Source organism: Veronia pacifica (genome assembly GCF_001707825.1).
GTDB lineage: Bacteria > Pseudomonadota > Gammaproteobacteria > Enterobacterales > Vibrionaceae > Veronia > Veronia pacifica.
In genome coordinates this window covers 12,227-25,795 of sequence record NZ_LYBM01000003.1, presented here as the reverse complement: position 1 = coordinate 25,795, position 13,569 = coordinate 12,227, and the positions used below count along the sequence as shown (strand labels likewise).

General features: G+C 45.4%; 16 protein-coding genes. 7 read left to right on the top strand and 9 right to left on the bottom strand.

The genetic code is table 11. The annotated features are described in order from the left end of the window. Positions 1-39: 39 nt before the first annotated feature. The 3 genes from A8L45_RS02905 to pxpB all read right to left on the bottom strand — a co-directional run bounded on the left by A8L45_RS02905 (position 40) and on the right by pxpB (position 3,142). Complete coding sequence (locus tag A8L45_RS02905) at positions 40-1,347, bottom strand: NADH:flavin oxidoreductase/NADH oxidase family protein (RefSeq protein ID WP_083228168.1); 1,308 nt, start codon at positions 1,345-1,347, stop codon at positions 40-42. A 183-nt stretch (positions 1,348-1,530) separates the two neighbouring features. Continuing rightward, complete coding sequence (locus A8L45_RS02900; protein ID WP_068899054.1) at positions 1,531-2,454, bottom strand: 5-oxoprolinase subunit C family protein; 924 nt, start codon at positions 2,452-2,454, stop codon at positions 1,531-1,533. Then, positions 2,444-3,142, bottom strand: a complete 699-nt coding sequence (gene pxpB, locus A8L45_RS02895) for a 5-oxoprolinase subunit PxpB (protein WP_068899053.1) — start codon at positions 3,140-3,142, stop codon at positions 2,444-2,446. Before pxpB ends, A8L45_RS02900 begins: the two co-directional genes overlap by 11 nt. A 652-nt stretch (positions 3,143-3,794) precedes the next feature. Between pxpB and A8L45_RS02890 the strand changes: the two genes are divergently transcribed. The 3 genes from A8L45_RS02890 to A8L45_RS25460 are packed head-to-tail and all read left to right on the top strand — an operon-like array spanning position 3,795 to position 6,333. Continuing rightward, a complete protein-coding gene (locus tag A8L45_RS02890; protein WP_068899052.1) occupies positions 3,795-5,216 on the top strand; it encodes a cytochrome ubiquinol oxidase subunit I in 1,422 nt (473 codons plus the stop codon). 9 nt (positions 5,217-5,225) lie between these two features. Next, entirely contained in the window at positions 5,226-6,224 is a 999-nt protein-coding gene (gene cydB, locus A8L45_RS02885) for a cytochrome d ubiquinol oxidase subunit II (protein WP_068899319.1), read from the top strand. Then, a complete protein-coding gene (locus A8L45_RS25460; RefSeq protein WP_281181481.1) occupies positions 6,205-6,333 on the top strand; it encodes a hypothetical protein in 129 nt (42 codons plus the stop codon). Before cydB ends, A8L45_RS25460 begins: the two co-directional genes overlap by 20 nt. 130 nt (positions 6,334-6,463) lie before the next feature. Here A8L45_RS25460 and A8L45_RS02880 read toward each other — a convergent pair whose 3' ends face one another. Continuing rightward, the gene (locus A8L45_RS02880) at positions 6,464-7,684 is read right to left on the bottom strand and encodes an MFS transporter (RefSeq protein WP_068899051.1); all 1,221 of its coding nucleotides are present in this window, start codon (positions 7,682-7,684) and stop codon (positions 6,464-6,466) included. 151 nt (positions 7,685-7,835) lie between these two features. Here A8L45_RS02880 and A8L45_RS02875 point away from each other — a divergent pair, with 151 nt between their 5' ends. The 4 genes from A8L45_RS02875 (at position 7,836) to A8L45_RS02860 (ending at position 9,962) form a co-directional block, all read left to right on the top strand. Further along, positions 7,836-8,021 (top strand): hypothetical protein, encoded by a 186-nt coding sequence (locus A8L45_RS02875; RefSeq protein WP_068899050.1) that lies wholly within the window; start codon positions 7,836-7,838, stop codon positions 8,019-8,021. A 38-nt stretch (positions 8,022-8,059) separates the two neighbouring features. After that, complete coding sequence (locus A8L45_RS02870; RefSeq protein WP_068899049.1) at positions 8,060-8,545, top strand: SGNH/GDSL hydrolase family protein; 486 nt, start codon at positions 8,060-8,062, stop codon at positions 8,543-8,545. A gap of 167 nt (positions 8,546-8,712) precedes the next feature. Then, positions 8,713-9,192 carry a LysE family translocator gene (locus A8L45_RS02865; RefSeq protein ID WP_068899047.1) on the top strand — a complete coding sequence of 160 codons (480 nt, stop codon included), beginning with the start codon at positions 8,713-8,715 and terminating at the stop codon, positions 9,190-9,192. 35 nt (positions 9,193-9,227) lie between these two features. Continuing rightward, positions 9,228-9,962 carry a pteridine reductase gene (locus tag A8L45_RS02860; RefSeq protein ID WP_068899045.1) on the top strand — a complete coding sequence of 245 codons (735 nt, stop codon included), beginning with the start codon at positions 9,228-9,230 and terminating at the stop codon, positions 9,960-9,962. Positions 9,963-10,011: 49 nt separating this feature from the next. On the opposite strand, the gene A8L45_RS02855 is transcribed toward A8L45_RS02860, so the two are convergent. The 5 genes from A8L45_RS02855 to cyoE all read right to left on the bottom strand — a co-directional run bounded on the left by A8L45_RS02855 (position 10,012) and on the right by cyoE (position 13,566). After that, a complete protein-coding gene (locus A8L45_RS02855) occupies positions 10,012-10,818 on the bottom strand; it encodes an RDD family protein (protein ID WP_068899043.1) in 807 nt (268 codons plus the stop codon). 184 nt (positions 10,819-11,002) lie between these two features. After that, positions 11,003-11,509: a hypothetical protein gene (locus A8L45_RS02850; RefSeq protein ID WP_068899041.1), complete on the bottom strand. Its 507-nt coding sequence runs from the start codon at positions 11,507-11,509 to the stop codon at positions 11,003-11,005. A gap of 18 nt (positions 11,510-11,527) precedes the next feature. After that, the gene (locus A8L45_RS02845; RefSeq protein WP_068899039.1) at positions 11,528-12,025 is read right to left on the bottom strand and encodes a copper chaperone PCu(A)C; all 498 of its coding nucleotides are present in this window, start codon (positions 12,023-12,025) and stop codon (positions 11,528-11,530) included. Positions 12,026-12,034: 9 nt separating this feature from the next. Continuing rightward, the gene (locus tag A8L45_RS02840) at positions 12,035-12,655 is read right to left on the bottom strand and encodes an SCO family protein (RefSeq protein ID WP_068899037.1); all 621 of its coding nucleotides are present in this window, start codon (positions 12,653-12,655) and stop codon (positions 12,035-12,037) included. Continuing rightward, positions 12,655-13,566, bottom strand: a complete 912-nt coding sequence (gene cyoE / locus A8L45_RS02835) for a heme o synthase (protein WP_068899034.1) — start codon at positions 13,564-13,566, stop codon at positions 12,655-12,657. Before cyoE ends, A8L45_RS02840 begins: the two co-directional genes overlap by 1 nt. Positions 13,567-13,569 lie beyond the last annotated feature (3 nt).

Sequence of the window (13,569 nt, the reverse complement as noted above, 5' to 3'; positions counted from 1 at the left end):
TTTTACGCCGATCACCCTCATTTCACCGCATGCAATGTGTCAGGTTTTGGAAAACAACCTTCGGCGAATACCAATATTAAATTCCCGTAAAAAATGGGTGAGTAATGCGTTAGATGCCTTAACGGTTGCTTTTGGCATCTGACCCTTTGACAAACGAAGGATTTGACGGTAATACCAGGTCACTTCGGCTTGAGAGTTGAGAGTCCGCATACTGTTGGAACTGCTGGTTGGGCCAAACCAACCTGTACCTAGCGTCAACACAGGGTCAGGCAATTGATCCACGTCTTTACTGAGTAGCTTGTTAGAGAAATCAGGGTCGATACATAGTGGACGGGCAAGCCCAACCATGTCAATACCCATTTCTGCTACTGCTTGTTCCATCATTTCTCTGGATCGAAAACCACCTGTCACCAGTAAAGGTACGCGAAGAGAGCACGAGGCCAGTGCTTTTTGGATGACTTCCGCATATTCCAAAAAGTACGCTTCACGCTTGCGAGTGCTTTCCCTTTTTTCTACCTGTGGTGCATCAGCGGTGCTATCGTCTCCTTTACCGCCAACAAACGAAACGTGTTCGTAAGTACCACCCGAAATCTCAAGCAAATCTATACCACTATCCGCAAGCCAGACGGCAACCTTCGCGCTTTCATCAAGCGTGAAGCCGCCTTTTTGAAAATCGGCAGAGTTGAGTTTAACGGCAACTGGTGTTTTGGGTCCGAGTGCCTCTCTTACGCCCCTGACCACTTCCAGTAGAAAACGAGCTCTGTTTTCCAATGAGCCGCCCCACTGGTCGTCGCGTTTATTTGTGACAGGCGATAAAAACTGACTGATCAGATAACCGTGTGCGCCGTGTATTTGAACACCGGTAAAACCCGACTCAATCGAGAGTTTAGCCGCCGTAATATAATTCTGGATTGCAAGCTGAATGTCTTCTTCAGTCATGGCTTTCGGTTTACCGAAATTGTTGAGTATATCCAGCTTAACTTCTGATGGAGATTGTGGGGTCATGGAGACAATCCGTGCGCACTGGCGACCTGGATGTGAAATCTGTGTCCAAATGTGGGTATCGTTTGTCTGACCTGCCTTAGCCCAATCCGTGAGGTGCTCAGTACCATTTTCAGCTGTCAGCACAACATTCCCCGGTCGTTCCAAGAATCGATGGTCAACCATTGCATTTCCAGTGATAAGTAGTCCTGTGCCTCCCTCTGCCCAACGTTTATAAAGGGTAGTATGACGTTTGTTGGCGCGGCCATGAATATTTGCGAGACCTTCAGTCATCGCTGACTTGGCTATTCTGTTCTTTATTACCGCGCCGCAAGGCAGCGTTAGAGGTGAAGTGAGTCCAGTCATGCTTGTCCCTTAACATGGATTATAGATTGGAATTTTTACTCTAATATAGGGTATGCATGTCGGTTGTTCACACCGTAAATAAAGGTTTATTAATATATTATCGATTGTGAGGCAGTATTTCCTCTCGTGATAATTGCCCTAAATTAGGTCTTAATGCTTAATTGATCATTCCGGTCTTGACGGTCATCTCCGACTGACGACTTGACGAAATAGTCTTAAGTCTGATTCTGCTTGAGCAAGACTCATAGGTGTAAAAAACACCTTTGTACCCGGTCTACGTTGTGAAAGCTGCCCTGCGCAAAGCGAGGATAAGGCCCCGATTTTTGGATAGCCGCCAATAGTCTGTCTGTCTTTCATCAAAACGATTGGCTGACCATCAGGGGGAATTTGAATTGAACCAAAACCAACCCCTTCGGAGACAAGATCATAGTCATCGGCCGCTATTTCTTGGCCCTCAAGCCTGAAGCCCATTCGATCACTGTGTTGAGAAATTCGAAAGGGAGTGGAAAAAAATGCTTGTTTCGCACTGTCAGAAAATAATTCACATTGATAACCGAGGATCACACCGAGTTTTATTGGCTTTTCGTAGTCAGGAATTGCCCAACGGGGAACCTTGTTTGTTGACCTATTTACATTAGCTCGTAGTGGCAACTGATCGCCCTGCTCAAGTTTTTTACCTTGTCCATCTAAACCGCCAATACCTTCTCTGCATACCGTCGACGTGCTTCCGAGCACTGGCCCAACCTTAAATCCACCCTGCACTGAAAGATAGGTGCGCATCCCACTGCAAGGACGGCCAAACTTAAGCGTGCTGCCAGCCTGAGCCTGATAAGTAAACCAAGGAAATATAGGTTTGCCATCTAAAGATGCTGAAAGGTCTGCCCCAGTGAGTGCAAATTTAATTGACTGGTGAAATAAAAACGCGGCCATACCCAAAGTGATCTCAACCTGTGTGGCATCCTCGGAATTGCCCAGAAGCCAATTTCCCCACGCATAGGCATGCTCATCCATTGGACCGCCAGTCGTTATCCCCTGATCTTGGAAACCAAAGCGGCCTTTATCCTGTAACAGACTAAGTGGTCCCGGCTGCAAAACCTCAAGCATCATCAGTCTGTCCTCCAAGTGCGATATATTCTTCTTTCGTTATGGGTTCAAAATTCACCTCGTCTCCAACGGAAAGTCTTGCCGGAGGAGATTGTTGCCAGTCAAACATCACCATTGGCGTTCTGCCAATAATGTGCCACCCCCCCGGTGAAGATGAGGGGTATACAGCAGTTTGTCTTTCAGAGATTGCAACGCAACCAGCCGGTACACTGAGTCGAGGCGTGTTTTTGCGGGGCATTGAAAGACGGGGATCAGTTTCACCCAGATAACCAAATCCAGGTGAAAAACCGACAGCTAAAACACGGTATGCCATCGTCGTATGGAGTTGTATGACTTCAGAAACGGATAGGGCACATTGGTCGGCTACATCTTCAATATCCCAGCCCACATCCGGTCCGTAATAGACAGGGATTGAAATTCGGTTGTTGGCTCCCGCTCCTCCTAAAAACGGTGCAGCCTCGAGTGCTTTTTCAATGTCAGTTTGAAGTAACGATCCAGAGATTGATTCGGGGTTAAACGTCACGAGAATAGAGTGATAAGAGGGGATCATATCGAGTACATATTGCGATAAATGTTGCTCTATCGCCATAAATCCTCGGCGGACCATTGTACTCGTGTCTGTGTTAGGTTCTCTGTCGAAGTAGACAATTAACGATGTCTCATTGACGTGCTGTATCGTTGCTGTCGGCATAATTAATTATTTAAATCCACGATTTTCTCTTCTTTAAATAAAAGATGCAGATATCAATATTGGCAAATCTATCAATAGAATGATGTCGAAGGCTGCCTGTAAAAAGGTGGCATTTTCGGTCAGTCGACATGGCTCAAACATGTGTTAATGACGCAACTCACTCTGAGTTTGAAGTGATGTTGTACGGATATTTAACATTGAGAGGGCACGCAAATGTCCCCGGAAGTTCTCTGCCAATGTGCAATCATTGAGCAATCTTTACGTTTTTCTCAGGCGTTTCTCACTTTTGTTTTAACTGAATCATTTCACTATTTTGAAAAGCGTTTCTGGATTAATGAGCACGCTAATGATTTGTGATTAAGCCTTTACAAAACGTCTAATTACCTCACTTTAACTAAGCTTTTATTTTGTAAAAATTGACTTTATTCGAATAAAAACGTGCTCTGTATCACCATTAGATTAACACTAATTAATACCTTTTAAGCTGTCTTCAATTAGTACATTATTCTGCAAACGTCGCATAAACATCGACTTGCTTTCTCTCTGTAGCCATATATTTGGTTAAAAATCAGTATAAATAACCGCGATTAGGTGATCGTATGTCTATTCTTATACATAATTAACAGGGTTATTGGTACGAGGTGGAAAGGATATGAGCGAACTCGCTATAGACCTGGCCAGAATTCAATTTGCGTTCACGGTATCATTTCACATTATCTTTCCTGCGTTTTCTATCGGACTTGCCAGCTACATTATGGTCCTTGAAGCGCTCCATTTGAAAACCCGCGACCACAAATATCTGGAACTGTCAAAATACTGGACAAAAATCTTCGCAGTTGCTTTCGGCATGGGCGTCGTCAGCGGCATTGTTATGAGCTACCAGTTTGGGACTAACTGGGGGGTATTTTCTGATAAAACCGGGCCTGTATTAGGGCCACTCATGGGCTATGAAGTCCTTACAGCGTTTTTTCTTGAGGCGGGGTTCCTCGGCATCATGCTGTTTGGGCGGTCCCGCGTAGGTGAAAAACTGCATTTCTTTGCTGTTGCCGTTGTTGCTGGGGGAACCTTGTTATCCGCAACCTGGATACTCGCGGTAAACAGCTGGATGCAAACCCCCGCTGGGTTCGAAATAGATGAAATGGGGCGATTTATTGTCACTGACTGGTTTGAAGTGGTCTTTAACCCATCATTCCCGTACCGTCTTGTACACATGGTACTCGCTGCATACCTGACAACGGCGTTTGTCGTCGGTGGCGTCGGGGCATATCACCTGCTAAAAGCGCCGCACAATTCGTTAGCGAAAGTGAGCCTCTCTATGGCGATGTGGATGGCGGCTATCGTCACTCCACTCCAGATAGTGGCTGGCGATGTTCACGGGCTTAACACGTTGGAACACCAGCCTGTCAAAGTGGCTGCAATGGAAGGGCACTTTGAGACTCAGCGAGGTGCGCCATTGATTCTGTTCGGTATCCCCAATGAAGAGACCGAGATGGTTGATTATAAAATCGAGATTCCGAAGTTAGGCAGTATCATCCTGACACATGATATCAATGGCGAAATAAAGGGATTGGACTCAGTCCCCAAAGAGGAGCGCCCTCCGGTAGCGATCGTTTTCTGGAGCTTCAGGATCATGGTAGGTATCGGATTCCTCATGCTGTTCATCGGTGTCGCGAGTCTGTGGCTACGCAAAAGGAAAGCCCTCTATGAAACGCCTTGGTTTCTCAAGCTCTGCTTACTGTCTTCTCCGCTAGGTTTTGTCGCCATCCTTGCTGGATGGGTAACGACAGAAGTTGGCAGGCAGCCCTACACCGTTTATGGATATCTCACGACAGCGCAGTCGGTGTCGCCGATTGATGCGCCTGCCGTAGGTGCTTCACTGGCTGCTTTCGTCGTGGTGTATTTCCTGATATTTGGTGCGGGTATCTTCTATATCCTTAGATTGATGAAGAAGTCGCCGACCAAGTACGAGGAAGATTTCGATGGTCGAATCATCACGCGGCTTTCGCCAGTTGAAGCGTCGACACTGGCCAGTAGCCACCCTCTCAAACCTGCACCGACATCGGGCAAGGGGTAAAATATGGAGTTGGACTACGCGTTAATCTGGGCTGGGCTGATTGCGTTTGCTGTGTTGGCATACGTCATTTTAGACGGTTTTGATTTGGGTGTCGGGATACTTTTCCCGACCCTGAATGATCATGACAAAGACTCCGCCATGAACTCGATAGCGCCTATTTGGGATGGTAATGAGACATGGCTAATTTTGGGCGGTGGCGGTTTGTTTGCGGTTTTCCCGCTGGCTTACGCTGTGGTTATGCCAGCTGTCTATGCGCCAATTATTGCCATGCTTTTGGGTTTGATATTCAGAGGCGTAGCATTTGAATATCGCTATCGTACCAAAGCGGGCAGATACTTATGGGACTGGTCGTTCTGTGGCGGGTCGTTAACGGCCACATTTTCGCAAGGCCTGATACTCGGTACCTTGTTACAAGGGATAGAGGTTGACGGTCGTCAATATGCTGGTGGCTGGTTTGACTGGTTATCTCCCTTTACTGTTTTCTGCGGGATTGCAGTAACCTTCGGCTATACCCTGCTAGGGGGATGTTGGCTTTTGGTTAAAACATCCGGTCATCTTGAACAGATGCTGTACGCAAGATGCAAAAAGTTAACGCTGTGGTTTTTAGGCACGATAGGGATTGTCAGTGTATGGCTGCCCCTAATGTCCGAGCCTATCGCGCAACGCTGGTTTAGCTTCCCAAACTCCCTGTTGTTTTTCGTTATACCAGCTGTATCCGCTTGGTGTGCTTACGAGCTGTGGCACTCACTCAATGTGCAAAAACCTCTTAGGGCGTACTTTTGCACACTGGGATTATACCTTATGGCGTTCGCTGGCTTTGCTATCAGTGTTTTTCCTTATCTTGTGCCAAGGGAGATCACTCTCTGGGAGGCAGCCGCACCAGACAATAGCCTCAAGTTTCTGCTAGCCGGTGCTGTGATTCTTCTACCGATGATCATTGCTTATACAGCGTATTCGTATTGGGTGTTTAGAGGCAAGGTGAGTTCTGATGAAGGCTACCATGAATAAAGTCCGTCCTTGGTTGTGGTTTATCTGTCTGTGGGCTGGCGGTGTGATCACTGTCAGTACTATTGGTTATGCATTTAAGTGGTTTGTTGGTTTTATGATGTATGGGTAATGCCGATAAGCACTAGCAGTGCTAACCATAGTCCAGCAGGGTGAGAACTCATCTCTTCTTCACATAGTGATTTGTAAAGCTTTTCAATATCTATCCGAAACCCGCAGTTTTGCAGGTTCCGCTTATTGAACTAGAACGAAGATTTGCTGTGGATAAGCTTTATCTCTTTTTGGGTGAGCAGTGTAAAGAGAGAGAAGCCGAGAAGTGCGACTGTAAAATCGATACCAACAGATAACCAAATTGGACCCTCTGTGGTTTCTGCGCTCCAGACGAAACCGCCCAGTGCTGGACCAATAATAGCGCCCACACTACTGACTAGAGACAGCGCACTTAAGCCGTTTTCGACGCGGTGAGGCGAAAGTTCCGAGACCAGTTTTAGCAACATAATGCTAACAGATACGATAATGGTTGAGTCAACCATAAACAGCAGACTAACCTGCCATAGTGAGTCAGTTTGCACCAAGAGCCAGCTTGATACCGCACCGACACTGACGAATATCGCAAAAAAATGAGCAGGCTTGAGATTATCCACCAGTTTGCCAAGTTTTTCTGCGAATAGCAGCGATAACATGGCGCCAGGCACGTATGCGAGAGATAGCTGTGAGATATCGGTAATATTTAATTTTTCGAGCAGATGCATCTCAAGAAACGGCGCGACCATAGATCCTGACGTTTGTCCCAGTAACACCAGTGCAAGAAGGCCAATCAAAACCACATTACCTTTATCTTGTGTTTTTTCAGCTAGAGAGTGCCTAAGATGTTGAGGAAGAGCGGGTGACATTGCCAATCTACCGAATATACCCGCAAATCCACTGGCGATAGCAAAAATGACGATTCCCATGATCTGATCACCTTGTGACAGTAAGTGACCGTAGTTCATCCCCATCATAGTAAAAGCAATAGTTGAACCTATCATTTGGCTGATGCCAGTCCACTTAAAGCACTGACCAATAAGCTCACCTTTGGCCTGAGTGCTTTTGTCTTCAGCGATATGTGTTTCCCAACACAACGTAAAGATCGCTGAACTGGCACCCAGAACAATCAGTGATATAACAATAGCGGTAAGCTCTTGACTAATAATGCCAAAGAATAGAATCAAATAAGCGAGACATTTATTCAACGATGCTATTGATATGATACTGCGCTTACTGAAAGATTTACTCAACACTAAGGCAAACAGACCTGAGGCAACAACGGCTCCGATAGCCTGAAGGGAAAATATCAGCCCAAGCTGCCATCCCTCTAAATGAAATTGCTGATGCATCACCACAGGAGTTATGAAGTTCACAAAGAAAAGACCCGGAGAGTCCAGAAATATTGCGGTAAGTAGCTTTTTATGGGAACGCGACATTTTGCATACTCTCATGTAGTGATATCGTTGAGTTGTTAGCATATTAGGGTTGGGTGTCTACTGTGGCAGGATGCGATGAAGGGTTATGTCACCCGACAAACAGTGAAATAGCGGGCTGAACCAATTTATTTCTTAGGAAAATGGAAATCCAATGCGCGTAATTTTGTTATATGGACTGCAGCTTTGTTTTTTACTGCTGCTGCCTGTGATCATTCGGCAAGGCAAACGGGTAAAAGAGAATACTGTCCGTCTTCCTGAGGCTAAGGGTGAGAGGACGTTCGGCCAGCAGCAAGAACTCTCTCTGCTGCATATCGGTGAAGCACAGTTGTTGGGGTAGGGGTTGAAGACATTTCCGATGGCCTGACAGCCAACATAGTGAGAACGCTTGAAACCTCGGCGAATACAAGAATAAAAGCGCATGTTGTCGGTAAAAGTGGTGCAAGAGTATCAGAGATATTAAGGTTGCCCGCTGTCGATGAACAAATCGATTTACTTATCGTGACCATGGGTGTCAATGATACGGTAGGAATGACAGTCATCAAAAAATGGCGAACACGAACCAGTGCTTGCGTAGAGAAGTTCGGAGACCCCTCGACGAAGGTGTTTATCACTGGTGTACCAGCCATGCACCAGTTTCCCGCATTACCTGCTCCTTTGAGTTGGTTTCTTGGCGTAAGGTCCAAGTTACTCAACGCGTCTCTTGAGGAAATGTGCCATAAAAACGGTTGGCAGTTTGTCCCGGCAAATATGATGATAACTCCGGAGCTAATGGCTACGGACGGGTATCACCCCAATGTGAAAGGATACCGTGTCTGGGGCGAGTCGATTGGTCAGCTGATCGGCAAAAATTCGTTAACCTGATAACACATAAATAAAGTTAAGTAGTGAATAATAAATAAGGAGTAAGGTGTGACGATCAGTCTTTGGTTTCTCTATGTGGTAACTTTCGGTGCAGCAATTGCGCTTCCGGGTGCAAATGCTGCCTATGCGTTGCTCAAGGGATGACCAACGGTATACGGGGAGGCCTGATGGCCGCATCAGGGTTTGCTATTGCAACAGCTTTAAATCAGGGCATAGTGCTGGCAGGATTGGGACTGTTGTTGTCGAGTCATATGGATATTCTCATTTATCTTAAGTGGGCAGGTGTTGCCTATATGTTGGTGCTGGCTTACAAAGCATGGAGAGCGGCTCCATCTTCTCATCAGCAGGCTGGGAGCATAAGCCGTGCGAGAATATTCTTCACTGCAATATTGGTGTCTTTGTCTAATCCCAAGGTTATTCTTGTCAATATGATGCTGCTACCTGTTTATATCTCTGCAGATAAACCTCTGGCTGCGCAGGCAGTAACAATACTCTGTACGGGTGCAGCTATCTCTTTCAGCGTCTACGCCAGCTATGCCTTTTTTGCATCCAAGTTTATTACCCGATTAAAGTCGAAGGCGGCGAATAATGTTGTGGCATCCATTTATGCTTCAGCCGCTGGAGCGCTGGCCTTGGTCAACCGTTGAGCCAAGATAGCTTGATGTGAAAAGGACGTTCAGGGATGAACCAAGATAAAGTTGTATTGGTTACAGGCGCTGCTCGCCGCCTCGGAAAAGTGATTACTGAAACCTTTCATAGCGCTGGATTTAAGGTTGTTATTCATTGTCACAGCTCACTAGAAGAAGGTCATGCACTGGCTGCAGCGTTGAATGTTGAACGCGAGGACTCTGCAGCCGTTATTCAGGCAGACCTGTGTGATGAAAATGCGGTAAAGCGTTTAGCTATCGAGGCTATCAACGTATGGGGCCGACTAAACTGCCTTATAAACAGTGCATCAATGTTTTACCCAACTCCTGTTGACTCAGCGACGTCGAAGGATTGGGATGCGCTGTTTGGCAGTAACCTTAAAGCACCATTCTTTCTTACCCAGTCTTGTGCTGCGGCATTACGTGATTCGGCAGGCAGTGTCATTAATATTGCAGATATTTATGCCGATCGGCCGCTGAAAGGGCATAGCCTCTATTGCATGGCAAAAGCGGCCAATGTGATGATGACGAAATCACTGGCAGTCGAACTTGGGCCTGAGATCAGGGTAAATGGAATTGCACCAGGTGCAATTTTATGGCCGGAAAATGGAATGGATGATGCTGAGAAAGAGAACATAATCAACACCGTACCTCTGGCTAGAAAAGGCACTGCTGAGGATGTTGCTAAAGCGATACTCGATCTAGAATCTAGTCGTTACATCACAGGTCAGATTCTTACTGTTGATGGTGGAAGAAGTTTGTCTTGGTAGATTTCTGATAGCTGATAGCGGAGGGAGGACTGCCCTCCGCTAGACGATGTTAATCGGCTCTGACGACCAAAGTTCCTGCAATGTAATCATGCAAGCCTCGGCGTTTTTTGTTGAACAGTGGGACTATGTATTGTGCTGTATGCAAACCGAGTAATAGAAACGAAATCATAATGTTGAATTGAAACATTGGAGATTCCATTATGATTGCATTGATTGGCTCTCGAGTATCTATGTTTATAATTTCAATCACTGATGTTGTGACAAAATAAAATCCTGTAAATATATCTATGCTTGAACGGCGAATTGATTGCGCCATGGTGAGTTTGTTTTCAGTTTCGTTGTCAACAACAATGACATTCAGGGCCATTTTCCCCAGTGTTTGTCCGAACTTGTAATGCATTAAGATGAAGTAGAACAAGAAAATGAAAGCATTAGCAAAATAATGGACGCAGATTATAACCCAATGCTCCGAAATTAATTTTTGTTGGGCTTGTGTGGCGGCCTCAATTTTCTGCTGAAGCTCGATGAAAGATTCTTGTGTTAGTTCGGCTGGCGGATTTATATCCGGCTGGGATGAGAGAGCATCCGGCAACATAACAGCACCAACAGCCCACAAAACGAATGAAAGTAAAATAATGTCCAATGTAAGCGCAAAGAAACGCCGAAAGAAATTTTTGAACTTCTCTCCGTCAAGTTCTTCTATTAACTCGGCGTTTTGCTCTTTATTTTCGAGTCGAGCCTCAATCTCCTGCTCAAGTGCTCTGAAACGCTCCGGGTATTCCTCGCCATCAATATTATTTTTGGCGTCGAGCAGTTCATCAAAAGAATAATTGGCATAGTTTGGTATGGGGATCATAAAGAAGGTACTTCTGTTTTTCCTGAATAGACGTATCTATTCAAACTACCATTATTTCACGGGTCTAGAGTCTTTGTGCAGTTGATTTGGGAGCCGTTTTACGAAATTCAATATCATAGAGTATTGGGTTGTAAAACTAAAAAAGCACTCAAAAGAGTGCTCTTTAACGTCGGGTTCAAGCCTATTACCAATTACCAACAACCTGCCTGGTTGTTACCAAACAGTATTTCTTGAACTGGTCAGTAAGAAAAGCCTGTTTTCCTTTTATACGCTTGCTTTCAAGAACATATGTGTGTTCATTCAATTTTCCCTGAAAATCCCATTTACTGAATGCCTCATGACGAGCATCTGCACACGCTGTCTGTAATACATAGCTTTCAGTAACTGAAGTATCACAGCCACCGCTGAAATTTTTGACACCATGGAACGTAACATGGCTGTCACGGTCACGATAGCTGGTTACAGCAAGCGCATTGAACAAATGAATATCGTCAGACTTATTTTTGTAAGGCAGCATCCGATGCGGATTTTCTTTCAGTGTTTTTTCAGCAAGCACCCTGAGCTCGGTGGAGCAGGGGATAGACTGGCTTTTTAGTACACTGTCCATTGATGTCTCTGCACTTACTCCAGTTGCGAAGAGACTTGACGTAAATACACAGACTAAACCAGCGGCAAAGGGAACAGGTCTCATACTCTTATCTCCGACTGATCAATGTTTCTTAATCGGTGTTACTGTCAGCAACACATCATGAGTCTGACCATTATCCTCTGTCATGGTGACTTTAATCACCTGACCCGGTTCAAAAGCATTTTGCACACCCATAAACATGAGGTGGTAACCTTGGTGATTAAGCTCTATTGAACCATTTGCTGGCACTTCAAGCGCATCCAATTTACGCATTGCCATACGACTGTCGCGCATAAACATACGGTGGAATTCTGTATGATCTGCAACTGACGTTGTGGCACTAGTCAGGCGGATAGCTTTGTCGCTCTTGTTAATAATTTTCATATAACCAGAGCTAACCTTGACGCCGGGAATGGTTGCTTTTGCTCTCGCGCCCTCAATTGTCAGTACATCGCTAACATTCTGAACCTCAGAATAATTTAAAGGCTCCTGAGTCTCGGAATGATGATCGCTACATGCTATCGCCAGAGGGTGAAAACAGCTCAGCATCAGAGCCAGACAAAGAGAAGTCTTTTTCATTGTTGTTTCCTAATTTTTTGCAAGGTATTTGTTGTATGCACGCTCAATGCCAGCAGCAAGCTCGATTGGTGTCGTCGTGTGGCTCATTGCGTCCACAAGTTTTCCATCAGCGTTAACAATGTAGAAGCGTGATGCATGGTCAACGGTATAGCTTAGCTCTGAAGACTCCATATCAACCAGATCGAAGTAAACACCATACTGCTTGGTCAGAGCCTGAATTTCCTCTTCAGTGCCTGTTATCCCTTGCATGCGTTTGTCAAAGTATTTAGCAAACTTGTTGAGTGATTTAAGATCATCACGGCCGGGGTCAACACTGACAAAGATGCCTTGAACGTGGTCGTATGCCTCGGGTGATAACTGAGAAAATGCAGCAGACATAACGCCCATTGATGAAGGGCATACTTCTGCACAGTTAAGAAACCCAAAATAAAGCACAACGGTTTGGCCTTTTAGCTGGTCAAGACTTACTGTTCCATTGACGCTATTCAGCTGAAACTGTCCACCCAAGTCCTTTAGTTGTTTTTGCTTTTCACCGACAGGTGTTGTGATGTTGTAGAAATAAAGAGCCATGAGAGTGGCGAGGGCAAGTGCTCCAAGAAGGAGCACTATTTTTACGGGGTTTTTTGTCATTAGCCTTGCTCCACAAACACCGGGGTTTGGGTATTAGCTTGGAAAGAATCAGTAATGTTTTCAGAAGAAAAGTCGAGTGAAATCATCACACAGAACACCATAATGCTTGCGATAGAGCAAAGAAGCATTTGTTTGCCCCACTGCTCATCAGGTACTTTCTGATAACCGACTTTAGCTATATATAACCAGTGAAGGCTGACCAGACCCATACCCAATGCGTACCAGCTTCCAGCATAACCAAGATAGGTGAGTGCAAGAGAAGCAATAGCAAAGGCAATGATGTAACCGATAATGTGATAACGGGCACGAGCTACGCCCACCTCAACAGGTAGAACGGGGATAGACGCTGACTTGTAATCTTCAAAACGGTATATAGCAATGGCATAAGAATGCGGAAGTTGCCAGATACAGAAAGTAATGAAGAGAATAGCAGCACCAGCATCAAAATGACCTGTTACGGCACAATAACCGATAACAGGCGGACACGCACCAGACAAGCCACCGATAAGCGTACCGTAGACAGATTTACGTTTGTAGTGAAGGCTGTATAAGCCTACATAAACAGCAAATCCGAGTACTCCAAATTCAAAAGCGACAAGTGAGGTAAATGCATAAAGTGTGTAAAAACCAACAATGCCGAGTGTCGTTGCCCATGCAAGCGCATAGGAAACGGGAACTACTTTTTTTACCAACTCACGTTCACAGGTTCGCTTCATTAGGCGGTCAATATCTATATCAATCACGTTATTGAAGACGCATCCTGATGCAACAATCAAGGTTGTACCGAAGCAAACTGCCAACAGTAACAACCAATCGATATTGCCTTGTGAAGCGAGAAGCACGCCACCACGCGCAACTAAGTTGCCGCCTATAATGCCGGGTTTGGTGAGTTTTAGATAAGGTTTAATCATGGC

Excerpts from the sequence above, each read along its gene's own strand:
- A8L45_RS02905 (WP_083228168.1), bottom strand. The coding sequence starts at position 1,347 with ATGACTGGACTCACTTCACCTCTAACGCTGCCTTGCGGCGCGGTAATA.
- A8L45_RS02900 (WP_068899054.1), bottom strand. The coding sequence starts at position 2,454 with ATGATGCTTGAGGTTTTGCAGCCGGGACCACTTAGTCTGTTACAGGAT.
- pxpB (WP_068899053.1), bottom strand. The coding sequence starts at position 3,142 with ATGCCGACAGCAACGATACAGCACGTCAATGAGACATCGTTAATTGTC.
- A8L45_RS02890 (WP_068899052.1), top strand. The coding sequence starts at position 3,795 with ATGAGCGAACTCGCTATAGACCTGGCCAGAATTCAATTTGCGTTCACG.
- A8L45_RS25460 (WP_281181481.1), top strand. The coding sequence starts at position 6,205 with ATGAAGGCTACCATGAATAAAGTCCGTCCTTGGTTGTGGTTTATCTGT.
- A8L45_RS02880 (WP_068899051.1), bottom strand. The coding sequence starts at position 7,684 with ATGTCGCGTTCCCATAAAAAGCTACTTACCGCAATATTTCTGGACTCT.
- A8L45_RS02875 (WP_068899050.1), top strand. The coding sequence starts at position 7,836 with ATGCGCGTAATTTTGTTATATGGACTGCAGCTTTGTTTTTTACTGCTG.
- A8L45_RS02865 (WP_068899047.1), top strand. The coding sequence starts at position 8,713 with ATGGCCGCATCAGGGTTTGCTATTGCAACAGCTTTAAATCAGGGCATA.
- A8L45_RS02860 (WP_068899045.1), top strand. The coding sequence starts at position 9,228 with ATGAACCAAGATAAAGTTGTATTGGTTACAGGCGCTGCTCGCCGCCTC.
- A8L45_RS02855 (WP_068899043.1), bottom strand. The coding sequence starts at position 10,818 with ATGATCCCCATACCAAACTATGCCAATTATTCTTTTGATGAACTGCTC.
- A8L45_RS02850 (WP_068899041.1), bottom strand. The coding sequence starts at position 11,509 with ATGAGACCTGTTCCCTTTGCCGCTGGTTTAGTCTGTGTATTTACGTCA.
- A8L45_RS02845 (WP_068899039.1), bottom strand. The coding sequence starts at position 12,025 with ATGAAAAAGACTTCTCTTTGTCTGGCTCTGATGCTGAGCTGTTTTCAC.
- A8L45_RS02840 (WP_068899037.1), bottom strand. The coding sequence starts at position 12,655 with ATGACAAAAAACCCCGTAAAAATAGTGCTCCTTCTTGGAGCACTTGCC.
- cyoE (WP_068899034.1), bottom strand. The coding sequence starts at position 13,566 with ATGATTAAACCTTATCTAAAACTCACCAAACCCGGCATTATAGGCGGC.